General features: G+C 60.9%; 24 protein-coding genes. 11 read left to right on the top strand and 13 right to left on the bottom strand.

Annotated features, from left to right (window positions below; translation table 11 throughout):
• Window positions 1-9: 9 nt before the first annotated feature.
• The 9 genes from HF949_RS02890 to HF949_RS02850 form a co-directional block, all read right to left on the bottom strand.
• Window positions 10-930: a branched-chain amino acid ABC transporter permease gene (locus tag HF949_RS02890; RefSeq protein ID WP_292898211.1), complete on the bottom strand. Its 921-nt coding sequence runs from the start codon at window positions 928-930 to the stop codon at window positions 10-12.
• A gap of 199 nt (window positions 931-1129) precedes the next feature.
• Window positions 1130-2266 (bottom strand): ABC transporter substrate-binding protein, encoded by a 1137-nt coding sequence (locus HF949_RS02885; protein ID WP_292898210.1) that lies wholly within the window; start codon window positions 2264-2266, stop codon window positions 1130-1132.
• 66 nt (window positions 2267-2332) lie between these two features.
• Complete coding sequence (kynA, locus tag HF949_RS02880; protein WP_065816803.1) at window positions 2333-3166, bottom strand: tryptophan 2,3-dioxygenase; 834 nt, start codon at window positions 3164-3166, stop codon at window positions 2333-2335.
• 2 nt (window positions 3167-3168) lie between these two features.
• Complete coding sequence (locus tag HF949_RS02875; protein ID WP_292898209.1) at window positions 3169-4788, bottom strand: AMP-binding protein; 1620 nt, start codon at window positions 4786-4788, stop codon at window positions 3169-3171.
• A gap of 10 nt (window positions 4789-4798) precedes the next feature.
• Window positions 4799-5938 carry an acyl-CoA dehydrogenase family protein gene (locus HF949_RS02870; protein WP_292898208.1) on the bottom strand — a complete coding sequence of 380 codons (1140 nt, stop codon included), beginning with the start codon at window positions 5936-5938 and terminating at the stop codon, window positions 4799-4801.
• Window positions 5938-6750, bottom strand: coding sequence for an enoyl-CoA hydratase family protein (locus tag HF949_RS02865; protein WP_292898207.1), 813 nt, complete (start codon window positions 6748-6750; stop codon window positions 5938-5940). The genes HF949_RS02870 and HF949_RS02865 overlap by 1 nt, the downstream gene beginning before the upstream one ends.
• Window positions 6747-7223, bottom strand: a complete 477-nt coding sequence (locus tag HF949_RS02860) for a MarR family winged helix-turn-helix transcriptional regulator (protein ID WP_292898206.1) — start codon at window positions 7221-7223, stop codon at window positions 6747-6749. The genes HF949_RS02865 and HF949_RS02860 overlap by 4 nt, the downstream gene beginning before the upstream one ends.
• A complete protein-coding gene (locus tag HF949_RS02855) occupies window positions 7217-7975 on the bottom strand; it encodes an SDR family NAD(P)-dependent oxidoreductase (RefSeq protein ID WP_292898205.1) in 759 nt (252 codons plus the stop codon). Before HF949_RS02855 ends, HF949_RS02860 begins: the two co-directional genes overlap by 7 nt.
• A gap of 2 nt (window positions 7976-7977) precedes the next feature.
• On the bottom strand, window positions 7978-10269 hold the full coding sequence (locus HF949_RS02850) for a bifunctional salicylyl-CoA 5-hydroxylase/oxidoreductase (protein ID WP_292898204.1): 2292 nt from the start codon (window positions 10267-10269) through the stop codon (window positions 7978-7980).
• 208 nt (window positions 10270-10477) lie between these two features.
• Between HF949_RS02850 and HF949_RS02845 the strand changes: the two genes are divergently transcribed.
• The 8 genes from HF949_RS02845 to HF949_RS02810 all read left to right on the top strand — a co-directional run bounded on the left by HF949_RS02845 (window position 10478) and on the right by HF949_RS02810 (window position 17550).
• Complete coding sequence (locus tag HF949_RS02845; RefSeq protein WP_292898203.1) at window positions 10478-11308, top strand: alpha/beta hydrolase; 831 nt, start codon at window positions 10478-10480, stop codon at window positions 11306-11308.
• A gap of 55 nt (window positions 11309-11363) precedes the next feature.
• Window positions 11364-11600, top strand: coding sequence for an Lrp/AsnC ligand binding domain-containing protein (locus tag HF949_RS02840; RefSeq protein WP_007010700.1), 237 nt, complete (start codon window positions 11364-11366; stop codon window positions 11598-11600).
• 79 nt (window positions 11601-11679) lie between these two features.
• A complete protein-coding gene (locus HF949_RS02835; RefSeq protein ID WP_292898202.1) occupies window positions 11680-12363 on the top strand; it encodes a D-lyxose/D-mannose family sugar isomerase in 684 nt (227 codons plus the stop codon).
• 76 nt (window positions 12364-12439) lie between these two features.
• Entirely contained in the window at window positions 12440-12940 is a 501-nt protein-coding gene (locus tag HF949_RS02830; protein ID WP_292898201.1) for a hypothetical protein, read from the top strand.
• Window positions 12941-13087: 147 nt separating this feature from the next.
• Entirely contained in the window at window positions 13088-13363 is a 276-nt protein-coding gene (locus HF949_RS02825) for an acyl carrier protein (RefSeq protein WP_292898200.1), read from the top strand.
• On the top strand, window positions 13364-14578 hold the full coding sequence (locus HF949_RS02820) for a beta-ketoacyl-[acyl-carrier-protein] synthase family protein (protein WP_292898199.1): 1215 nt from the start codon (window positions 13364-13366) through the stop codon (window positions 14576-14578).
• Window positions 14579-14715: 137 nt separating this feature from the next.
• Window positions 14716-15972 (top strand): imelysin family protein, encoded by a 1257-nt coding sequence (locus tag HF949_RS02815; RefSeq protein WP_292898198.1) that lies wholly within the window; start codon window positions 14716-14718, stop codon window positions 15970-15972.
• Window positions 15973-16029: 57 nt separating this feature from the next.
• Entirely contained in the window at window positions 16030-17550 is a 1521-nt protein-coding gene (locus tag HF949_RS02810; protein WP_292898197.1) for a di-heme oxidoreductase family protein, read from the top strand.
• Window positions 17551-17559: 9 nt separating this feature from the next.
• On the opposite strand, the gene HF949_RS02805 is transcribed toward HF949_RS02810, so the two are convergent.
• Window positions 17560-18351, bottom strand: a complete 792-nt coding sequence (locus HF949_RS02805) for a GntR family transcriptional regulator (RefSeq protein WP_292898196.1) — start codon at window positions 18349-18351, stop codon at window positions 17560-17562.
• A gap of 250 nt (window positions 18352-18601) precedes the next feature.
• Here HF949_RS02805 and HF949_RS02800 point away from each other — a divergent pair, with 250 nt between their 5' ends.
• From HF949_RS02800 to HF949_RS02790, 3 genes are all read left to right on the top strand, one after another.
• The gene (locus HF949_RS02800) at window positions 18602-19492 is read left to right on the top strand and encodes an N-acetylmuramic acid 6-phosphate etherase (RefSeq protein WP_292898195.1); all 891 of its coding nucleotides are present in this window, start codon (window positions 18602-18604) and stop codon (window positions 19490-19492) included.
• 39 nt (window positions 19493-19531) lie between these two features.
• Entirely contained in the window at window positions 19532-20563 is a 1032-nt protein-coding gene (locus HF949_RS02795; RefSeq protein WP_292898194.1) for an SIS domain-containing protein, read from the top strand.
• Between the two features lie 93 nt (window positions 20564-20656).
• Window positions 20657-21298 carry a LysE family translocator gene (locus tag HF949_RS02790; protein ID WP_065816817.1) on the top strand — a complete coding sequence of 214 codons (642 nt, stop codon included), beginning with the start codon at window positions 20657-20659 and terminating at the stop codon, window positions 21296-21298.
• A 12-nt stretch (window positions 21299-21310) separates the two neighbouring features.
• Here HF949_RS02790 and rlmN read toward each other — a convergent pair whose 3' ends face one another.
• The 3 genes from rlmN to HF949_RS02775 form a co-directional block, all read right to left on the bottom strand.
• Complete coding sequence (rlmN, locus tag HF949_RS02785) at window positions 21311-22537, bottom strand: 23S rRNA (adenine(2503)-C(2))-methyltransferase RlmN (RefSeq protein ID WP_292898193.1); 1227 nt, start codon at window positions 22535-22537, stop codon at window positions 21311-21313.
• Between the two features lie 139 nt (window positions 22538-22676).
• Entirely contained in the window at window positions 22677-23177 is a 501-nt protein-coding gene (locus HF949_RS02780; RefSeq protein WP_229449509.1) for an invasion associated locus B family protein, read from the bottom strand.
• 216 nt (window positions 23178-23393) lie between these two features.
• Complete coding sequence (locus HF949_RS02775) at window positions 23394-23774, bottom strand: YkvA family protein (RefSeq protein WP_292898192.1); 381 nt, start codon at window positions 23772-23774, stop codon at window positions 23394-23396.
• Window positions 23775-23844 lie beyond the last annotated feature (70 nt).

Here is a 23844-nt window from a genome sequence, read left to right as displayed (position 1 = left end):
ACCGCACCCTCACGCATTCGCCGCGAACAGGCCCTGGGGCCTGAAGGCGAGGATGAGGGCCATGACGATGTAGATCAGCATGGAGGCAAGCGCCGCACCCACTGTGGCGGCTTCGGAATTGGACATGAACAGGCCGAAGAAATGCGGCAGCAGGAAGCGGCCCAGCGTCTCTGTCAGTCCCACGAGGATCGAACCCACCAGCGCGCCCTTGATGGAGCCGATGCCGCCGATGACGATGACCACGAAGGCGAGGATCAGCACCGGCTCGCCCATGCCCACCTGCACCGATTGCAGGGCGCCCACCATGGCACCGGCCAGACCGGCAAGGGCCGCCCCCAGCGCGAAGACGAGCGTGTAAAGCGTGCCGATGTCGATGCCGAGTGCGCCGATCATTTCACGGTCGGATTCGCCGGCGCGGATGCGCATGCCGAGCCGCGTCTTGCCGATGAGGAGATAGAGCCCCACAGCGACCGCTATGCCGACGCCGATCACGGCCAGCCGGTAGATCGGATATTGCGCGCCGCCGGGCAGATGCACGGCACCGGAAAGAAGCTGCGGAATGTCGAGATAGAGCGGGAAGGAGCCGAACACCCAGCGCGTGCCTTCCGAGAAGATGAGGATCAGCGCGAAGGTGGCGAGCACCTGGTCGAGATGGTCGCGTTCGTAAAGCCGTCTTATGACGAGGATTTCGACCAGCGCGCCAGCGGCGGCCGCGGCGGCCAGACTGGCCACGAGGCCAAGCCAGAAGGAACCGGTGGCCGCCGCGACGGAAGCGCACGCAAACGCGCCAACCATGAAGAGCGAGCCATGCGCAAGGTTTATGAGCCCCATGACGCCGAAGATCAGCGTCAGGCCGGCGGCCATAAGGAACAGCATCACGCCGAACTGAAGGCCATTCAGGATCTGCTCTATGAGTAGGGTCAGGGACACGGGTCAGCTGTTGTTTGGGTTGAACTTGAGGCGACTGAGGTGCGTTTCACCCTCGCCCTTCGACAAGCTCAGGATGAGGGTGAAACAGCTGCGTCAGGCGAAACACGCCAAAAATGGAGTGCATGTTGCAGAACTCACGCCACCCCAGCCCTCATGGTGAGTTTGTCGAACCACGAGGGCGGGATGTCGCATGGCTGTCCTACATCTTGCACTCGGCCGCGTAGGCGTCCTTGTGGTCGGTGAATGCGGTGGCAACGATCTTGTTTGTCAGCGTGTCGCCGTCCTTCACCACCTCGCGGACATAGAAATCCTGGATCGGGTGGTTGTTGGTGTTGAAGGAGAACTTGCCGCGAACGGAATCGAAATCCGCCTCCTTCAGCGCCGCGCGGAAGGCGTCCTTATCCTTCACGCTTGCCTTTTCGGCGGCAGAAAGGATGAGGTTTGCCGTGTCATAGCCCTGCGCGGCATAGACGGAGGGCAGGCGGCCATAGGCTTCCCTGAAGCCCTCGACGAAGGCTTTGTTGGCTTCGTTGTCGAGATCATACGCCCAGGAAGCGGTATTCTTCACCCCAAGTGCCGCATCACCAATGGCCGGCAGCACATCCTGGCTGAAGGAGAAAGCCGGTCCAAGCAGCGGGAGGCCGACGCCCGACTGGGCATACTGTTTGGTGAATGCGATACCCATGCCGCCTGGCAGGAAGATGAACACCGAATCGGCACCCGAAGCGCGGATCTGGGCGATCTCGGCGGCATAGTCCGTCTGCCCGAGCTTGGTGTAGACCTCACCCGCCAGCTCGCCTTTATAGAAGCGCTTGAAGCCGGTCAGCGAATCCTTGCCGGCCGGATAGTTGGGCGCCATGATGAAGGTCTTCTTGTAGTCCTTGTTGGCGGCCTCGCCCATCGCCTCGTGGAAATTGTCGTTCTGATAGGCGACGTTGAAATAGTTCGGGCTGCACCCGGCGCCTGCCAGCGCCGAGGGACCGGCATTGACCGACAGATAGATCACATCCTGCGCCGTCGCCGATGGCACGACCGCCATGGCGAGGTTCGACCAGATGATGCCTGTCATCAGGTCCACCTTGTCGCTCTGGATCATCTTGTCAGCGATCTGGACTGCAAGTTCCGGCTTCTGGGCGTCGTCTTCAATAACGACATCGACTTCCTTGTTGCCGGACTGCTCGATGGCGAGCATGAAACCGTCGCGGGCATCAATGCCAAGGCCTGCGCCGCCGCCCGAAAGCGTGGTGATCATGCCGATCTTGATCGGTTCGGCAAAGGCATTTCCGGCGACGCTTGCCGAAAGGGCAAGCAGGCTTGCTGCAAGTAGCTTTCTCATGCGTAGTCTCCCAATCGTTCCCTTGTCATTGACGCCGCAACCTGCGGCTTTGTTACCCGTGCCCGGTTACATGTCCGTTCGGACCCGCCAGAGCTCGGGGAATAGTTCCACATCCAGCATCTTGCGCAAGTAGGAAACGCCGGATGTGCCGCCGGTGCCCCGTTTCAGCCCGATGATCCGTTCGACGGTGGTCACGTGGTTGAAGCGCCAGCGGCGGAAATAGTCTTCGAAATCAATCAGTTTTTCGGCCAGCTCGTATAGCGCCCAATGTGCATCGGGCCGCGCATAGACCGCCTTCCATGCGGCCTGAACCTGTTCATTGGACTCGCGCTTCTCACGCCAGCTCGTGCGCTCCGCATCGGGGCCAATGTCGAAACCGTTGCGCGCCAGAAGCTGCAGCGCCTCGTCATAGAGGCTGGGCTCGGCCAGAATTTCTTCAAGCCGTGCGGTGATCTGCGGCAGGTCGGAATGCGGTTTGAGCATTGCCAGATTGCGGTTGCCGGCCAGGAACTCGATGGAACGGTATTGCCAGGACTGGAAGCCCGAGGATTGGCCGAGCGCATCGCGGAAGGTGGAGTATTCGCTTGGCGTCATGGTGCGCAGAACGTCCCACGCACTGTTCAACTGTTCGAAAATGCGCGCCACGCGGGTCAGCATCTTGAAGGCCGGGCGCAGGCGGTCTTCGGCGATGGCCGCGCGTGCGGAGCGGATCTCGGTGATGGCGAGTTTCATCCAGAGCTCGGAGGTCTGGTGCTGGATGATGAACAGCAGCTCATCACGCGCTTCAGACAGGGGTTCCTGCGCATCGAGGATTTTTTCCAGATGCAGATAGTCGCTATAGGACATGGGCGGTTTGATGTCCGCTGCCCTGTCGTCGTCGAGCTCCGGCTGGCTTGCCATGGTCAATTCTTCTCCCGCAGGCGGAAACGCTGGATCTTGCCCGTTTCGGTTTTCGGAAGGGCGTCCAGAAACTTGATGGAACGCGGATATTTGTACGGTGCGATGGTCGCCTTAACGTGGTCCTGAAGGCGTTTCACCGTCAGCTCGTCGCGCGCGACCCCTTCGGCCAGAACCACATGGGCTTCGACGATCTGTCCGCGCTCCTCGCTTGCAGCACCGATGACGGCGCATTCCATGACGTCGGCATGGGCAAGCAATGCCGCTTCCACCTCGGGACCGGCGATGTTGTAACCGGCGGAAACGATCATGTCGTCAGAGCGGGCGGCGAAATGGAAGTGGCCGTCCTCATCCTGATAGAAGCTGTCCCCCGTCAGGTTCCAGCCGTCACGGACATACTCCTTCTGCCGTTCGTCGGCGAGATAGCGGCAGCCGGTCGGGCCACGCACGGCCAGACGCCCGGTCTCGCCGCGCGGCAGTTCGTTCATGTCTTCGTCCACGATGCGCGCTTCATAGCCGGTCACCGGGCGGCCCGTGGTGGCGGGATGACGATCATCGAAACGGTTGGAGATGAAGATATGCAGCATCTCGGTGGCGCCAATGCCGTCGAGGATCGGTTTGCCGGTCTTTTGCGTCCACGCCTCGAACACGGGGCCAGGCAGGGTCTCGCCCGCCGACACGGCAACACGCAGAGAGGAGAGATCCGCGCCCTCATCCATCGCTGCCATCATGGCGCGATAGGCGGTGGGAGCGGTGAAGCTCACTGTCGCACGGTATTTTTCGATGATCTCGATCATGTTGGGCGGGGTGGCGCTTTCAAGCAGCGTCGCCGTCGCGCCAAAACGAAGCGGGAAGATCGCCAGACCGCCAAGCCCGAAGGTGAAGGCGAGCGGTGGCGAGCCGACGAACACGTCCTCGGGTGTGACCTGCAGCACTTCCTTTGCATAGGCATCGGCGATGATCAGCAGATCGCGGTGGAAATGCATGGTCGCCTTGGGCGTTCCAGTGGTGCCGGAGGTGAAACCCAGAAGCGCGACATCGTCACGGCCTGTCTTGACGGCGTCGAACCTGACCGGCTTGTCGAGGGCGATGCGGTCGAGCTCGGCGTCGAAATTGGCGGTGCCGTCGAAGCCGACGACTTTCTTGAGGAATTTACTGTCCTTGGCGCAGGCAACGAGCTCGTCCTTGATGCGTGTGTCGCACAGGGCAAGGCCGATCTCCGCCTTGTCGACAATCTTCGCGAGTTCGCCGGCGCGCAGCATGGGCATGGTGTTGACGACGACCGCACCGGCCTTGGTCGCGGCCAGCCAGCACGCCACCATGGCCGGGTTGTTGGCCGAGCGGATCAGGATGCGGTTGCCCGGCTTGACGCCGTAATCCTCGACCAGCGCGTGGGCGAGGCGGCTCGTCCAGTCGGCCAGCTCCTTGTAGGTGCGGCGGCGGCCATTGCCGATCAGCGCCACGCGGTCGCCAAAACCACGCTCGACCATGCGGTCGGTCAGTTCGACGCCGGCATTCAGATAGTCGGGGTATTCAAAACCATCGAGCAGGAATTCCGGCCATTGATCCACGGGCGGGAGGTTGTCCCGCGCAAATGTGTCTGTGTGACCCGTCGGTCCGAGCATGTGTTCACCCTCATTTTATCTGCCGTGCAATGACGACTTTCTGGACGTCTGATGCGCCCTCATAAATGCGGAGCGCCCTGATCTCCCGGTAAAGGCTCTCCACGATATGTCCGCGGCGCACGCCGTCACCGCCATGAATCTGCACCGCCCTGTCGATGACCTGCTGCGCCCGGTCGGTGGCGAAGAGTTTCGCCATGGCTGCCTCGCGGGTTACGCGTGGCGCGCCCATATCCTTGGTCCATGCGGCGCGGTAAACGAGGAGAGCCGCGGCATCCACATCAAGCGCCATGTCAGCCAGATGCCCCTGCACCATCTGCAGATCAAAAAGCGGTGCGCCGAAAAGCTCGCGGTTGCCTGCGCGGTCCAGCGTCTCATCCAGTGCGCGGCGTGCGAAGCCGAGTGCGGCCGCACCCACGGTGGAGCGGAACACGTCGAGCACCGACATGGCAATCCTGAAGCCTTCGCCCGGCTTGCCGATCAGTGCGGAGGCAGGCACGCGGACATCATTGAAGGAAAGCCGCGCCAGCGGATGCGGGGCAATCACGTGCAGACGTTCTGCGACCTCCAATCCCGGCGTATCCGCAGGGACGAGGAAGGCGGAGATGCCTTTGGCGCCCGGCGCTTCGCCGGTGCGGGCAAAGACCGTGTAGAGATCGGCGATGCCGCCATTTGAGATCCAGGTCTTTTCGCCCGAAAGCACATAATCGTCGCCATCGCGGGTGGCGGTCATGTCCATATTGGCGACATCAGAGCCCGAGCGCGGCTCGGAAAGGGCGAAGGCCGAAATCGCCTTGCCGGCGCGGGTCCTGTCGAGCCATTGCTGCTGCTCCGGCGTGCCGAACAGGCTGATCGCGCCGGTGCCGAGCCCCTGCATCGCAAAGGCGAAATCGGCCAGACCGTCATGGCGGGCCAGCGTTTCGCGCGTCAGGCACAGCGTGCGCACGTCGAGCGGGCCGGGATTGGCGGTGTCGAGCGCGGTGGGTTTCAGAAAGCCGGCTTCGCCCAGCCGGGCGACAAGGTCGCGGCAGGCAGCGTCCACGTCGCCGTGGTCGACGGGGAGGGTCTTGGCGCACCATGTGTCGAGTTCTTCGGCCCAGTCGCGGTGGCGCTGTTCGAAGAATGGCCAGTCGAGGAAGGAGCGATCAGGCATCAATCCCCCTCAAACACCGGTTTTTCCTTGGCGACGAACGCACGATAGGCGCGTTCGAAATCCCTGGTCTGCATGCAGATGGCCTGCGCCTGGGCTTCCGCCTCGATGGCCTGTTCAAGACCCATAGACCATTCCTGATTGAGCTGGGTTTTGGTGATGCCATGGGCAAAGGTTGGTCCGGCGGCAATCCGCGAGGCCATGGTCAGCGCCTCCGCTTCCAATGCGTCGGCGGCAACAAGGCGGTTGTAGAAACCCCAGCGCTCGCCCTCTTCGGCGCTCATGGAGCGGCCGGTGTAAAGCAGCTCTGCCGCCCGCCCCTGACCGATGATGCGCGGCAGCATGGCGCAGGCGCCCATGTCGCAACCGGCAAGCCCGACGCGGGTGAAGAGGAAAGCCGTCTTGGCCTCCGGTGTGGCAAGCCGCATGTCCGAAGCCATGGCGATGATTGCCCCGGCACCGACAGCCACGCCATCGACCGCCGAAATGATCGGCTTGTTGCAGGCGATCATCGCCTTGACCAGATCGCCGGTCATGCGTGTGAAGGCAAGCAGACCTTTCATGTCCATGTCCACCAGCGGACCGATGATGTCATGCACATCGCCGCCCGAGCAGAAATTGCCGCCATTGGGCAGAAACACGACCGCATCCACATCATCCGCATAGGGCAGGGAGCGGAATGTGTCGCGCAGTTCGGCGTAGGACTCGAAGGTGAGCGGGTTCTTGCGGTCGGGGCGGTCGAGCTGGATCAGCGCGACACTGCCTTCCATGCGCCATATGAAATGTTTCGGCTTCAGGTTAGCCATGGTGCTCATACGCCGCCCTCCCAATTGCTTTCGAATGTCTTGAGCGTGCCGGCAAGCGCCCGCGCCTCATCTTCCGGCAAATTGCCGAGAAGTTCGTCGATCCAGCGCTCATGTGCTTCGGCCATCGCCGCGAAAGCTTCCTTGCCGGTGGGTGTCAGCTTGATGATGGAGGTGCGGCGGTCGCCATCGCGCTTGGTGCGGCTGGCCATACCATCGGTCACCAGGCGTTCCACGATGCCGGTCACGTTGCCGTTCGAAACGAGCAGAAAACGTGAAATGTCGCTCATCGCCATGCCCTCGGGAGCGCGATCGAGCGCTGAAAGCACATCGAAGCGAGGCAAAGTCGTGTCAAAACGGCTTTTGAGTCGTTCGCGCAAAACGGCTTCGATCAGACGCGAGGCACGCAGGATCCTGATCCACAGGCGCAGACGTTCCTTTGCCGGGGCTCCGCTTTTTACGGCTGCCAGGGGAGCGCTTACCATGTTTCACCTCCAGAGATGGAAATCGACTGGCCGGTGACCGACGAGGCCGCAGAACTGACCAGCCACAATGCAGCCGCCGCCACTTCTTCCGGCTGGATCAGCCGGCCATGGGGATTGGCTTCGACGAAACCCCTGCGGGCCTCTTCGTGGCTGCGCCCGGTCTTTTCGACCACGCGCTCGATGGACTCTTCAAGCATCTCTGTTTCAACATAACCCGGGCAGATGGCATTCACGGTCACGCCGGTCTTGACCAGTTCGACCGAAAGCGCACGCATCAGTCCGATCACGCCATGCTTGGATGCGACATAGGGCGCGACATAGGCATAGCCCTTGAGGCCCGCGACCGAGGCAATGAAGATGATGCGACCGCTGCCGCGCTTGGCCATTGGAGAAAGCGCGGGCTTCACTGTGAGGAACGCGCCGGTCATGTTGACGTCGAGGATGCGGTTCCAGTCTTCGAGCTTCGTGCGGTGGGCCGGTGCGCTGGAGGCGGTGCCCGCATTGGCGATGACAATGTCGAAGGGTCCGCGCGCGGCTTCCGCCGTCTCATAGAGCGCCTGCATGGAGGCTTCGTCGGTCACGTCGGCGGTCTGCGCATGGATGCGCTCGTGGCGTGCGGCGACCTTTTCCAGCGGCTCGGCACGCCGCCCGCATATGGTGACGTTGATGCCGGCTTCCGCGAGGGAGAGCGCGATCGCTTCACCGACGCCCGTACCGCCGCCTGTTACGAGAGCGTGGCGGGTTGCGTTCATCGTTACACCTTCCCCGTCATCTGCTCGGCGCGCTCGGCGAGGCGGTAGAGCTGATCGCGGCCTGGCAGATAGGGATCGGGCCAGGTCACGCCTTTGTCTCCGAGGGTTGCCGCAGCGTGGAGCGTCCAATAGGGATCGGCCAGATGCGGGCGGGCGAGGCAGACAAGGTCGGCCCGGCCGGCCATCAGGATCGAATTGACATGGTCGGGCTCGTAGATGTTGCCCACGGCCATGGTTGCCATGCCGGTCTCGTTGCGGATGCGGTCGGAGAACGGTGTCTGAAACATGCGCCCGTAGACGGGACGGGCGCGTTTGGAGGTCTGGCCCGCGGAAACGTCGCAGATGTCCACACCCGCCTCCTGCAGCATGCGGGCGATCTCGACGGCTTCCTCCGGTGTCACGCCTTCATCGCCGACCCAGTCATTGGCAGAAATGCGCACCGAGATGGGCTTGTCGTTAGGCCAGACGGCCCGCACCGCATGGAAGATTTCCAGCGGATAGCGCATGCGGTTTTCAAGGCTGCCGCCATACTCATCCGCGCGCCGGTTGGTGAGCGGCGAGATGAAGGAGGAGAGGAGATAGCCATGGGCGTAGTGCAGTTCGAGCATGTCGAACCCGCAGCGCTCGGCCATTTCTGCAGCGGAAACGAACTGGTCGCGTACCATGTCCATATCGGCACGGTCCATGGCCCTGGGTGTCTGGTTCTTTTCTGACCAGGACACATCGGAGGCAGCCAGAAGCGGCCAGTTGCCTTCTTTCAGCGGCGCGTCCATTTCCTGCCAGCCGAGCTGGGTGGAGCCTTTCGGGCCGGAATGGCCGATCTGGGCGCAGATCTTCGCGTCCGTCTCCTGATGGATGAAATCGACGATGCGTGTCCATGCGGCTTCGTGCTCGGGCTTGTAGAAGCCAGGGCATCCGGGCGTGATGCGCCCCTCGGGGCTGACACAGGTCATCTCGATATAGACGAGGCCTGCGCCGCCTTTGGCGCGCTCGCAATAATGCACCATGTGCCAGTCGGTCGGGCAGCCGTCGACAGCCTTGTACTGGGCCATGGGCGACACGACGACACGGTTTTTCAGCGTGAGACCGCGCAGCTTGTAGGGCGCAAACATGGGCGGGCGGGCGGCGTTGTCTTCCGCGCCGGCCTGCTGCTGGAACCAGCTTTCGGCGCCCGAGAGCCATTCGGGGTCGCGCAGGCGCAGGTTCTCATGGCTGATGCGCTGCGAGCGGGTGAGCAGCGAATAGTTGAACTGCACCGGATCGAGATCGAGATAGCGCTCCACCTCCTCGAACCATTCGAGCGAGTTGCGTGCCGCCGACTGAAGGCGCAAGACCTCCAGCCGCCGCGCGTCCTCGTATTTCTCGAAAGCCTCCTTCAGTGTCGGCTCAGTGTGGAGATACTCCGCCAGGGCAATGGCGCTCTCAAGCGCCAGCTTGGTGCCCGAGCCGATGGAAAAGTGGGCGCTGGCCGCGGCATCGCCCATCAGTGCGATGTTTTCATGCGACCAGCGCTCGCACAGGACACGGGGGAAGTTGATCCACGCCGACCCGCGAATGTGGTTGGCGTTGGTCATCAGCTTGTGGCCACCCAGATGATCCTTGAAGATCCGCTCACAGACCGCGATGGATTCCTGCTGGCTCATGTCGCCGAAGCCGAATTTCTCCCAGGTCTCGGGCCCACACTCGACGATGAAGGTCGCGGTGTCGTCGTCGAACTGGTAGGCGTGCGCCCAGACCCATCCGTGCTCGGTCTTTTCGAAAATGAAGGTGAAGGCATCGTCGAATTTCTGATGCGTGCCGAGCCAGACGAATTTACATTTGCGCACGTCAATGTCGGGCTTGAAGACGTCTGCGAACGTGGTGCGCGTTCTGGAGTTCAGTCCGTCGGCCGCCAGCACCATGTCGTATTCGGCCATGAAGGGGCGGGGGTCGTCGATCTCGGTCTGAAACTGGAGATTGATACCGAGCTCACGGGCGCGCTCCTGCAGGAGGATAAGCAGGCGCATGCGGCCAATGCCGCAGAATCCATGGCCCGTGGAGAGAGTGCGCACACCCTTGTGGACCACGGCGATGTCGTCCCAATAGGCGAAATGTTCGCGGATGCGTTCGGCGCTGACCGGATCGTTTTCAGCCAGATTGTCGAGTGTTTCGTCGGAAAGCACAACGCCCCAGCCGAATGTGTCATCGGGTTTGTTGCGTTCGAATACCGTGATGTCGTGAGCCGCATTGCGCAGCTTCATCGAGATTGCGAAGTAGAGGCCTGCGGGACCTCCGCCGAGAACAGCAACTTTCATGCTCGCGCTCCTTCCTCCCAGGATCGCTTAACACCTGGCCTTATAAGCTTGGAGCATTGCACCGGAGAGAGGATATTTCAAGTATGAAATTTTAAGGTTGAAATATATCCGGTCTGGACGCAGTCTACACGACGCGGTGTGATGATGACAGAATACACCGGCAAGGCCAAGCAGGGTGTTTCGACATCGACAGAGGGAGGGGTCGCGCGTGTTCTATCATCAGGTCATCGATTGGGACGATGCTTATGCCAATGGAGCAAACATTCCGCGAGGAGACCAGTGGCCTGGCGTTTGGGTCGAACCCGCGCAAGCCTATCGAGATGCCCTTTCTGCTGCAGGGCGGGCCAAACTCGACCTTCCTTATGGTGATGGCGCGCGCAATCGGTTTGATCTTTTTCTACCGGAAAGCAAGCCTGCCGGTCTCGTGGTTTTCATCCATGGCGGTTTCTGGCTGAAGCTCGACAAAAGCTACTGGTCGCATCTGGCTGCCGGGGCGGTGGACAGTGGCTATGCGGTTGCCATGCCGTCCTACACGCTGTGTCCCGAGAATTCGATCTCTGGCATTGTGCGCGAAATCGGTGATGCCGTGCGCGCCGCGGCCGAACGCGTTGATGGCCCCCTGATCCTGACTGGCCATTCGGCGGGCGGTCATCTCGCGTCACGCATGGCATGCGTGACGTCGCCCCTGCCCGCCGATGTGCGGGCGCGGCTTCGTCATGTCCTGTCAATTTCCGGGGTGCATGACCTGCGTCCGATGATCAACACGGCCATGAACGAGAACCTGAAGATCACGCCTGAAGAGGCGCAGGCCGAAAGTCCGGCCTTGCTGGCTCCTTTGCCCGGCGTCAGGCTGACTTGCTGGGTCGGAGCCGCGGAGCGGGGAGAGTTCCTGCGCCAAAACGCTCTGCTCGCAAATGTCTGGATCGGTCTTGGTGCCAGCACGGCGACTGTGGAAGAACCCGACCGCCATCATTTCGATGTCATTGACGGGCTCGCGGATTCCGATCATCAGATCGTCCGCTGTCTGTTGACAGTGTAAGTCTGCAGGCCAAGTCTGGCCGGACCCTGTTTAGAATCCGCTCCATGGAGCCCCTATGAGACCTGTCTTCGTTCAACTGCGCTGCAAGCCCGGCAAGACCTATGAGGTGGCCGATGAACTCTACAAGCGCGAAATCGCCTCCGAACTTTACTCGACCAGTGGCGATTACGACCTCCTCATGAAGGTGTATATCGATGATGGCGTCGATATCGGCAAGTTCGTCAGCGAGAACATCGCCAACGTGCCGGGTATTCGCCGCTCGCTTACCACTTTGACCTTCAAGGCGTTCTAGAAAACAAACGCCTTGGCGCGGCGTCCCGGTTGCGATACGAACCAACGATCTAAATCGGTTCGCATAAAGGGAGGCGGCGGTGAAACGGTCGAAAGTCAATGAGATTTTGCGCGAAGGAGATGCGTTCATCCGCTCCTTCGGCTATGTGATGCCGCCCTTCGCGGACTGGACACCCGATGAGATGAAGCAGAGACGCGAGTCGATCGGCGGCATTGTCGATGCGAGACTCGGCTGGGACATTACCGACTATGGCCGCGGCGATTTCGATCGGTGCGGCCTGTTTCTCTTCACGGTGCGCAATGGCAATCAGGACGACCTGAAACATGGTCGCGGCATGCTCTATGCGGAGAAAATCATGATTTCCCGGCGTGATCAGCTTGCGCCGATGCACACCCATGCCATCAAGGCCGAAGACATCATCAATCGTGGCGGTGGCACGCTCTGCATCGAGCTTTTTGCGTCCGATGCCGGTGGGAACATCGATCGAACGGCTCCGGTTAGCGTACCCACGGACGGCGTAATGCGCCGCGTGGACGCAGGCGGCGTCCTGCGGTTGCAGCCCGGAGAGAGCGTTACGCTCCTGCCTGGAGTCTGGCACGCGTTCTGGGGCGAGAAGGAGGATGTGCTGATCGGTGAGGTTTCAACCGTAAACGATGACATCACAGACAATATCTTTGCCGATCCGATTGCGCGGTTTTCCGACATCGAGGAAGACGAAGATCCGTATCGGCTTCTGGTCTCCGATTACCCAGGCTGGCTTTGAGGGAACCCGTGCCGCAGTGTGCCCGTTGCCTTCCGTGGCAGAACATGTTTTCTGCGCGACGAGGACACGGGATTGAATGATGAACTTGAGCACTGTTGATCGGCCGGCAACGATCGATGCCAGGCTTCGCCTGATTATCGCCCTGGGATTCGCGACGACGGTTGCCTTGCAGTCACCGCTTCTCGCACAGGGATTGCAGCGGGAAGAAGCCATCGATGCAATCGTCGGTTCCGAAGTGAAAACCGAGGAGGTGGAGGCGGAGTCGGCGAGCAGTCGGATCCTGGCGGCGATTGATGCCACTGCCCAGAATGCCGAGCGGGTGCGCAAAACCTTTTCGCTTGACGAGATTGACATTGTTTTCCTTCCCGATCTGGAAGAGAAAGACAGCAGCATCGCTTCTGCTATTGCCGAGAACAAGGACGAGATCGCAATGCTGCGTGAGGCGATCGAGGGCAGCGCGCTCTTTTTCCACGCTGTGGATTCACGCTCGATCCAGCTCAGGGATGTGGTTGCCCTTGAATATGCTGAGCGCGGTGGCGTGACCATCTTTGTGAAGGGTGGCGCCAGCGGAAACTGACTATGCGGCATCGGCGGATATGCACCACATACACTTGCCGCCCGCCGCGCTTTGGTTTCTTATGGCTGCAAATTGTTGAGAGTAGAGCGCGGACGCCTTGCCCCATGGTATCCCAGCCAGCGCAAAAGTGGTCCGAGGAGATATTTCATGAATGCTGATGCCAGTTTGAGTACCGATGAGATCGGCAGGACGATCCTGGAAAAGATCAAGACCCATGCACAGGACGATGTCGAGACCATCACGCTCGATACGCCGCTGGCTGATCTTGGCATTCATTCACTTGAGCTTACCGAGATCATTTTCGATGTTGAAGACGAATTCAATATCGAGGTGGAGATGAACACCGCTGAAGCCTGGGAGAGCATGGAGACGGTGAAGGATATCGTCGCCGCTGTTCGCGAGCTGGTGGATGCCAAGAAATAGATGACAGCGCCGCGCATCGTCATAACCGGCATCGGCGGCATTTGTGCGCTTGGAACCGACGTCCCGTCCATCTGGTCTTCGATGCAGGCCGGTCGACAGGCTATAGGGCCGATTACAACGGCTCCGCTCCATGAACTGAAAGTGCGCATAGGCGCTGAAATCAAGGAATTGCCGGACCATGGGATCGACCGCAAGCGGCTTGTGACAATGGACCGTTTCAGCCTTCTTGCGGCAATTTCCGCGCGGGAGGCGCTAACCCAGTCCGGATTTATCGTGGATGACGGGAACACTCATCGCGTGGGTGCTGTGGTCGGCACGGGAGTTTGCGGCTGGGAAGCCATCGAAGACAGCTATCGTGCCATCCTCCTGGAAGGAAAGCCGCGTACCGGTATTTTCACCGTTCCCCGCGTGATGCCGGGGGCCGCGGCCGGACAGGTCAGCATGACACTTGGTCTGCGTGGCCCTGTTTTCGGCGCTACATCCGCCTGTTCTTCATCCAACCATGCGATTTTGGCCGCTGCCGATCAGATCAGGCTCGGTCGTGCCGACGTGATGCTTGCCGGTGGTTCTGACGCACCTCTCATTTATGGTATTCTGAAGGGGTGGGAAGCGTTGCGGGTTCTCGCGCCCGAGACCTGTCGTCCATTCTCGGCAGACCGCAATGGTCTGGTCCTCGGCGAGGGCGCTGGCATTGCGGTGCTCGAAACGCTGGAACACGCCCAGGCGCGCGGTGCCACCATTCTGGCCGAACTTGCCGGTGGTGGCATGTCGGCCGATGCTTCCGATATTGTGGCTCCTACCGTGGAAGGCCCGGTCTCCGCCCTGAAGGCGTGTCTGCACGAGGCCGGCCTTTCGGCAGCCGATGTGGACTACATCAACGCGCATGGCACTGGCACCAAAGCCAACGACAAGATCGAGACAGAGGCGATCAAGCGTGTGTTTGGCAAGCACGCGCCAAAACTCTCCGTGTCGTCCACCAAGTCGATGCATGCGCATTGCCTGGGCGCGTCCGGCGCGCTTGAGCTGATTGCCTGCGTGATGGCAATCCGGGATAGCATAGTGCCGCCGACTGTCGGTTACCGGGAAAACGATCCCGATTGCGATCTGGACGTAACGCCGAATGCGGCGCGTAAGCGTAATGTGAGAGTGGCGCTCAGCAACGGATTTGCGTTCGGCGGGACCAATGCAGTCATAGCCGTCAAGGCAATGGAATAGCGTCCCAAAATCCGTGGCGGGCTTGCCTTCATAAACTTGATAATCTAAATCCACATTATTTGGTGGCGGTCGTCGGCCGCTGGCCGGTCGCGTTTTCCTGCCGCCGGTGATCTGGATTGGACGAGAGGGGAAGTCACATGAAGCGTCGTTTACTCATCGGTACCGCACTGGCGGCCATCATGGCCTCACCGGCTGTCGCTGCCGAGCCGCAGGAGGTGGTCTCCACCTATGCCGACATTGCGCTGGCCACCTATGAGGACAGCCTGGAGACCGCGAAAGCTCTACGCGAAGCGGTGAGCAAACTGGTGGAAAGCCCGTCCGGGGAGACCATGGCTGCCGCCCGAGAGGCCTGGCTGGCGGCCCGCGTCCCCTACCAGCAGAGCGAAGCCTATCGCTTCGGCAATGCCATAGTCGATGAGTGGGAAGGCAAGGTGAATGCCTGGCCGCTGGACGAGGGGCTGATCGACTACGTCGACGCCAGCTATGGCACCGAATCCGACACAAATGAGTTCTACACGGTCAACGTGGTCGCCAAAGACAAAGTCACCGCAGGGGGTACGGAAGTCGACGTTTCCGAAATTACTCCCGAGGTTATCCAGTCGCTTCACGAGGTTGGTGGCATCGAGGCGAATGTGGCAACGGGCTACCACGCGATTGAGTTCCTTCTCTGGGGGCAGGACCTCAACGGGACAGAGGCGGGTGCCGGAGCGCGTCCCTACACCGATTTCGATGCGGAGAACTGCACCGGTGACAATTGTGACCGCCGTGGACAATATCTTCAGGCTGCTGCCGACCTCCTGGTTACCGACCTGGAGGAGATGGTGGCAAACTGGCAGACCGATGGTGAGGCACGCGCTGAAGTAACGGCTGATCCAAAGGCGGGTCTGACGGCAATGCTGACCGGTCTCGGCTCGCTTTCCTATGGCGAACTTGCCGGTGAACGCATGAAGCTTGGCCTGCTTCTAAACGATCCGGAAGAAGAGCATGACTGCTTCTCCGACAACACGCACAACAGCCACTATTATGATCTCGTCGGTATCCGGAATGTCTATTTCGGCTCCTATGAGCGCGTCGATGGCTCCAAGGTAGAAGGTCCGAGCCTCGCCGACATGGTCTCCGAGAAGGATCCGGGGCTTGCCGAAGAGGTGAAGGCAAAGCTCGACGCCACACTGCAGGCAATGACGGCGATGAAGGAACGCGCCGAGGGTGGGGAAACCTATGACCAGATGATTGGTCAGGGCAACGAGGAAGGCAATGCAATCGTGCAGGCCGCGATCGACGGGCTTGTCGATCAGACGCGTTCGCTGGAGCGTGTGATTGCCGCACTCGACCTGGCCGGTATTGAACTCGAAGGCTCCGACAGTCTGGACAATCCCGACGCCGTATTCGAATAAGACCAATTTTGCGCCGGGCCGCGTGTCGGCCCGGCGTTTTCCATAAAGACCTTTTTCATGAACATTTCCGTCCGTGCCACGCTTTTGACCGGCCTTCTTGCTCTCGTGGCCTTATGCGCCCATGCGGATGGACAGTTCTCAGGTCTCCGCGACGATCTGAATGAAAAGGACCGCAAGAGGGTCGAGAGCGTTACTCAACCGACGTCTTCATTCGACAAGGCGGAACGTTTCGAACGCATGTCGGCGGGTGCGACCACGTCGACGAAACTGATCAATGCGGATGCGTTCTCCCATTCGTCCGCCAATCTGGAATTTGCCGAGCTGGAGCGCTTCCTGCTCGGCAACGGTCTTTTCCGAAAGGACTGGGTTTCCTCGCCGTCGTCAACGCAGGCCTCCGACGGGCTGGGGCCGCTGTTCAACGCACGGGCCTGCCAGTCGTGCCATATCAAGGATGGGCGCGGTCATGCGCCGGCGAGGCCCGAGGATTCGGCGGTGTCACTGCTGGTGCGCCTGTCCGTACCAGCCGACAAGGATCAGCTAGCGGCGATTGCGGATGGCCGGTTACCGGCTGCGCCTGATCCTGTCTACGGGTTGCAGCTTCAGGACCATGCGGTGGCCGGGCTCAACCCGGAGGGGCGCGTCGCGGTCACCTATGAGGATTTACCTGTGGCGCTTTCCGAGGGCGAGACGGTCACACTGCGCAAGCCGGCGCTCAGGGTCGTCGACCCCGGCTTCGGTCCGATGCGCGATGATCTGATGATGTCGGCGCGCGTCGCGCCGCCGATGATCGGGCTCGGTCTTCTGGAAAGCGTGCACGAGGCCGACATTCTCGCCTGGGCTGACCCCGACGATGAAGATGGCGACGGTATTTCCGGACGTGCCGCAAGGGTGCGCGACGCGGAGGGCCGATGGAAGCTTGGCCGCTTTGGCTGGAAGGCCATTGCGCCCACCATCGCCGAACAGACGGCAGGCGCGTTTTCCGGCGATATGGGACTTTCGACCCCGCTTGCGCCGGATCATTGGGGCGACTGCACCGAGGCGCAGGCCAAATGCCGTGACCTGCCGCATGGTGCGCAGGAGCGACTGGGCGCCGAGGAGGTGCCCGAGGACCTGTTGAACCTGGTGACGTTCTATTCGCGCCATCTCGCGGTTCCGGCTCGGCGTGGCGTGGATGATCCTTCGGTGCTTGCCGGGAAAAAAGTGTTCTACGAAAGTGGCTGTGCCACCTGCCACCGTCCCAAATACGTGACCCGGCGTGACGTGGAGGACCCGGCCCTGCGTTTTCAGCTGATCTGGCCATATACAGACATGCTGCTGCACGACATGGGTGAGGGCCTGGCTGACGGGCGCACGGAAGGTCTTGCCGATGGCTATGAATGGCGCACGCCGCCGCTTTGGGGGATCGGCCTTACCGCGACGGTGAACGAGGAGGCGACGTTCCTGCATGACGGTCGCGCGCGAACGCTGCTTGAGGCCATTCTATGGCATGGTGGGGAAGCGCAGGCAGCCCGTGACAGGGTGGTCAATATGGCAAAGCAGGATCGGGACGATCTGATCCGTTTCCTGGAATCCCTTTAGGCTCTCGTCTTAAATCTCACCCTGCAGGTTAAGCTCGGCAACAAAATCGAACCGGTCGCCCTTGAAGTGGGAGCGGGTGAACTCGACCACCCGTCCTGCAGCGGTTCGGGATATCCGCTCCAGGAAAAGAGCTGGCTCTCCGGCCTCGGCTTCGAGAAGGCGGGCCTCGAACTCCGGCAGGGCACAGGCATGCATACGCTGCAGCGCCTTGTGCGGCCGTGCGCCAGCGGACGCCATCGCTTCATAAAGCGAGGTACCCAACAATGAGAGATCCGGCAGAACATCTGCTGGCACGATTGCCAGTTCGACCGCAAGCGGCAGGGCATCGGCCAGCCGCAGGCGATGCAGGCGCAGAACACGATCGCCGGGCGAAAGCCCCAGCGTCATGGCTTCCTGTGCTGAAGGGCTGGCATATTCGCGCGCCAGCCAGCGTGTTTCGGGCTTGCGACCGTAGGACAGCATGTCCTCGGTGAAGCTGGTGATCGCCGCAAGCGGCTGCTCGAAGCGTTCGATGGGGGCGAGGACATAGGTGCCTGAGCCCCGGCGTTGTTCCAGTACGCCTTCGCGTACCAGCAGCTCGATCCCACGCCGTACGGTGACGCGCGAGAGTCCCGTCATCTCAGCCAGAAGGCGCTCCGATGGCAGAGCCGCGCCGGAACCCAGAACCAGGCTCTCCACCATCTGTCGCAGCGCGTTGGCGAGCCGGATGTAACGCGGCGTCGCGTCTGCTGCACCGGACTGGATCTCCCGGGCGAGCAATGTGCCAAAGTCCTCCTTCGTCCCCGAAAGGGCGTCTGTCATCGTTCAGGCACGCTCGCTGAAAAGAGTGGTATATTATTTATAAGTCCAATTATGGATGGGATGAACAAGCTTTGCAAGAAATACGGAGGAGATGTGCGCTGTCATGCCGCTGAAAAAGCTCTAAATCATGGCAGGAAAGATTTTCTCGGGACGGGAATGGATTTTTGCGGCAAAGACTGTATATGCTATTTGGTATTAAATTGGTCTAGAACAGGCAGGCGACCTGCAACCTGCAACCTGAGAGCCGTCGATGACAACTTCAACTGAAACAGCAAGCCAGGCGTATCGGGATATCGAGCGGTTCTCGACTGTCGATATGCTGGGTGCCATGCTTACGGGCCAGCGCGCTGCGGTGGATGCGGTCACCGCTGCTCTCCCGGCGCTGGAACAAGCCGTCGAAGCAGCGGCGCAGCGCCTCGCGAACCCGGACAGCCGTCTTATCTATGTTGGGGCCGGTACCTCGGGCCGCGTTGCTATGCTGGATGCGGTCGAGCTTTACCCCACCTTTGGATGGCCCGAGGAGCGCAGTCTCTTTCTGCTGGCCGGCGGCAGTATCAGCGTGGCTGAAGCACGCGAAAGCGCCGAAGATGATGAGGTGGCGGGCCGAAACGAGATTGATGCGCTTGCTTGCGGGCCTCTCGATGTGGTGGTGGGGCTCGCCGCAAGCGGCAGCACGCCCTACACACTGGCGGCGATGGAGGCCGCGAAGGCGCGCGGTGCGCTGACCATCGGCATCGCCAACAATCCCGGTAGCGGACTGCTCGAAAAGGCCGATTGCGGGGTGCTCCTGGAGACTGGAGCGGAGGTGCTTGCCGGCTCCACGCGTATGGCGGCCGGTACGAGCCAGAAGATCGCGATCAACCTCTTCTCCACAGCGGTCATGATGCGGCTTGGCAAGGTCTATCGCGGCCGCATGGTGGATATGAAGCCATCGAACAAGAAGCTGGTGCGTCGCGCCGTCGAAATGCTCATGCAGGTGGAGGGGTGTGATGAAGCGTCGGCGCGCACCGCGCTCGAGAAAACCAACTTTCATGTAAAGCCGGCGGTTCTCGTGGTGCGGGGGCTCTCGCCCGAGGAAGCGCGAGCCGCGCTCGATCGCAACAGCGACGATCTGCATCGAACAATTGCGACGCTGGGCTGAAAGATCTCACATCCAAGTTTCAACCACGGAAAGACCGAAATGACCGATACGCCATCCCTGATGTTTCAGGAAACCGCTGAGGCTGCCGAAGCTGTCGACCGGCTTTTTTCCAAGGAAGCACAAACCTTCGCTGAACTGGCTCGGGTGATTGCCGAGCGCGCCCCTGCGGTGGTGAGCATGTCGGCGCGCGGTTCATCCGACCATGCCGCGAGCTTCTTCAAATATCTGTTCGAGATTCATACGGGCATTCCCGTGGCCTCCATCGGCCCCTCGGTGGCATCGGTCTATGACGCGTCGCTGAAGCTCGAGCGCGCGCTTCACATCACGATTTCCCAGTCCGGCGGGAGCCCTGATATCGTCGCCGCTCAGGCCTCGGCCAAGAAGGGCGGCGCGGTTACGCTGGCCGTGGTCAATGTTGCCGACAGTCCGCTTGCGAAGGCGGCCGACATCGTGTTGCCAATCCATGCCGGACCGGAGCGGAGCGTGGCGGCGACGAAGAGTTTCATCGCGTCTGCCGCGGCGCTTGCCGGTGTTACGCAGGCAGCGTCGGGCAATGGCGCGCTCAAAAATGCGCTTGCCCGCCTTCCGGAAGCGCTAGCCGCCGCCTGCGATGTAAACTGGGAGCCGGCGCTGCCGCTCCTGACGAGTGCAGCATCCGTCTATACCGCCGGTCGCGGTCCGGGCTTTGCCATTGCGCTTGAAGCGGCTTTGAAAGCAAAGGAAACGGCCCAGCTTCATGCCGAAGCCTTCTCTCTCGCCGAACTGATGCATGGGCCGATGCAGCTTGTCGATCAGGGCTTTCCCATTCTTGCCTTTGTACCGGAGGATGCAGCGATGGCTTCAAGCGCGCAATCGCTCGAAAAGCTGCGCGGCTTTGGTGCACAGATTGCGAGCTTCTCATCGTGTGATCTGGGTGAACGCACCATAAAAACGCCATCCACCGGCCATGGCCAGCTGGACCCGCTTGTCTCGCTCGTGGGTTATTATCGCCTGATCGAGCGGGTCGCGCGCGAGCGTGGGCTCAATCCGGACACACCGGACAAGCTCAAGAAGGTGACGGAAACGATCTGATCCTGAACCAGCGGCCTCCCAATCATGCCGCTGGCGTGAGCTTTGATCCTGCGTTAGCTTCCGGCGGATCAACATCGTGCCGGAAGCACTTCCATGACCTTCATTCCCGATTTCGCCACCATTCTCCAGTTTGCCCTCGCCACCTTCGTGATTTCGATCACGCCGGGTCCGGACATGACGCTGTTCGTCGGTCGGGCGCTGAGCCAGGGCAGGGCGGCCGGCTTCGCCTGCATGTTCGGCGCGATGACCGGGATCATGATCCACACGGCGCTTGTGGCGCTGGGGCTCTCAGCGCTGATCGTGGCTTCGCCAGAGGCCTTCCTTGCGCTCAAGGTGTTCGGTGCGGGCTATCTGATCTGGCTGGCCATCCAGGCGATCCGCAAGGGCTCCGCCTTCTCGCCGGAAAAGAAGGGTGGGGCGGGGCGGTCGCTCCTGAAGAACTGGGCCACGGGGCTCGGCATCAATCTTCTGAACCCGAAGATTATCCTGTTCTTCATGACTTTTCTGCCGCAGTTCGTGTCCGCCAGCGATCCGCACGCACCTGGCAAGCTCTTCTTTCTCGGCCTTCTGTTCATTCCGCTGGCGCTGCCAATCGTCGCGCCGATGGTGATCGCGGCAGACAGTTTTTCCAAGCTTCTGAAGAAGAGTCCGCGTGTCACCCGCGTGGTCGACTATCTTTTCGCCGGCGTTTTCTCGGCCTTTGCGCTGAAAATCCTGACCGCTCAGGCGCGGTGAGCCAGAGTTGCCCTATTCGCCGTGGCCGGCGATCATCATGGCTTCCAGCTTCAGCCGGTCAGCCTTCTTCATCCGCTCCGATGCGGATTTGAGCTGACCGCAGGCTGCCAGGATATCGCGCCCGCGCGGGGTGCGGATGGGCGAGGCGTATCCGGCCTTGTTGACCAGGTCCGCAAACTCCTCAATCTGCTCCCAGTCGGAGCATTCATAGTCGCTGCCGGGCCATGGGTTGAAGGGGATCAGGTTGATCTTGGCGGGAATGCCTTTCAGAAGCCGCACCAGCTCACGGGCATCGTCGAGCGAATCGTTGACACCCTTCAGCATCACATACTCAAACGTGATACGCCGCGCGTTTGACAGCCCGGGATAGGCGCGGCAGGCGTCGAGCAGCTCTTTCAGCGGATATTTTTTGTTGATCGGCACCAGCTCGTTGCGCAGTTCGTCGCGTACTGCGTGTAGCGAAATCGCGAGCATGACACCGATTTCCTCGCCGGTGCGATAGATCTCCGGAACCACGCCTGAGGTGGACAATGTGATGCGGCGCTTCGAGAGCGAAAGGCCCTCGCCATCGGAGGCGATGAGAAGCGCCTGCTTCACATTCTCGAAATTGTAGAGTGGTTCACCCATACCCATCATGACGATGTTGGTGACCTTACGGCCTTCTGCCGGCACTATGGCGCCATCTGGCGTGTCTGCGTCGGGGAAATCGCCAAGCCGATCCCGCGCCACGAGAAGCTGGTCGAGAATTTCGCCCGGCGTCAGGTTGCGCACGAGCTTCTGCGTACCGGTGTGGCAGAAGGTGCAGGTCAGGGTGCAGCCGACCTGGCTGGAAATGCAAAGTGTGCCGCGGCCTTCCTCGGGAATGTAAACCGTTTCCACATCCACCGGGCGGCCTGCGCCGCGCGCTGGAAAGCGCATCAGCCACTTGCAGGTACCGTCTTTCGAAATCTGCTCTTCGATGATTTCCGGGCGGGCGATTGTAAAACGCTCGTCGAGCTGAGCCCGCAGATCCTTCGAGATGTTGAACATCTGCGAGAAGTCGGAAACGCCGCGCACATAAAGCCAGTGCCAAAGCTGGCGCACGCGCATGCGTGACTGCCGCTCAGGCACACCCAGTGAAAGCAGCGCTTCTGCCAGTTCGTCACGCGAAAGGCCGATCAGCGATTGCTTCTCGGCTTTCGTGGCGGGGCGCAGGTCAGCGCGCCCCTCGGGCGTCGATAGATCGAGTGTCAGTGCCATGGCGTTCTTGAAGTGCGTTGCGGGCAGCGCTTTGCGAATTCGTATCTCGAATTCAGCGGCTGCCCTTCATCTGCCGCGCTCATAGCACGCCTGAGGGCTGCCGTCACCTGTCGCAGCCGACAGCCGGCTTCTGCAAACTCTATTTGCAGTTCTGGGTGGCGTTGATCGCAGCCGTGACACCGCTGAGAGAGAAGGTGTAGCTGGTGTCGTTGCCGCGGCCAGATTTCGCAGCAACCTTCATGTCTGAACCGCCCTTCATCGCTGCGATTAACTGAGGCTCTTCAGCCGCGTTCTCAAGCCAGGCGGATTTGCCCTGCGTGAACATGGTGAAGCTTTTGTTGCCCACCGTGACAATCACCTTGGAATTCGTCTGGAAATTGTACGCTGCGATAAACTGCGGTTCCGAAGCCACGTTCTGACCGGGCTTCTGGCTGACGAAGAAGAAAATGTCGCCATGGTCGAGGCTGGCCGGCTGCTTTTCCTTTGGCACGCTCATGGCGTAGCACACCTTGCCGTTTCCGGACTGGTAGCTGTAGACGCCCCAGTCGCGATGCTGTCCCACCGCCGTTGCCTGGGCCAGCGCGGGGCTTGCCGCCGCCATTCCGCAAATGAGCATCAGTGTCGAAATCAGTACGCGCATCGTCTTGACCGTCTTTTTCTGCCAGTGTTTGGAGACCGGCTGGTCCCTCTAGATCACTTCATTTTTATTTAATCTGGGTTACCAAAGCGTGAAGCGAATCGACGGATTCTTCATGCGTTCACCCCCGATATCCGTTGCCGCAAAACAAATGCGCCAACTTCCGAACACCCCTTCACTAGCGGTTGAAACGAATGAAAGAGGCAAGAATTTGACTGGTCAGTGCTCGCGGGCGGTTTCAGTGAGGGCGTTCCTGGCCGCGAGACGGTGGGCCGGCGTGATATGGTGGCGTACGGCGTTAAGCGCGGCTGCCAGCACGGCGATGTCGTCTGTAAAGCCGAATCCAAGCAGAAAATCCGGCACCACGTCGAGCGGAAGCACAAAATAGGCGAGGGCAGCGAGCAGCAATCCGCGCACCTTTGGCGGGGTGTCGTTGTCGAGCGCGCAATAATAGCCGGCCACCAGTTCTTCCATGAATGGCACGTGCCGGGCCGCCTTCTTTATCGTGCGCCAGAACTTGGCACGCACACGCTCTTCGCGGTCCCGGTTTTCACGGGGACCGGCCGGTTCCAGAATTTCGCCGATTTTCACATCGTCCATGGTGTGCTCCTGCTGACCAAGATGTGGGAATCAGCCATCGAAATTCAATATTTGGACGGAATCCGAGCAA

Source organism: Nitratireductor sp., assembly GCF_017794765.1.
Classification (GTDB): Bacteria; Pseudomonadota; Alphaproteobacteria; order Rhizobiales; family Rhizobiaceae; genus Nitratireductor.
This window is presented reverse-complemented; position numbering and strand designations above follow the sequence as displayed.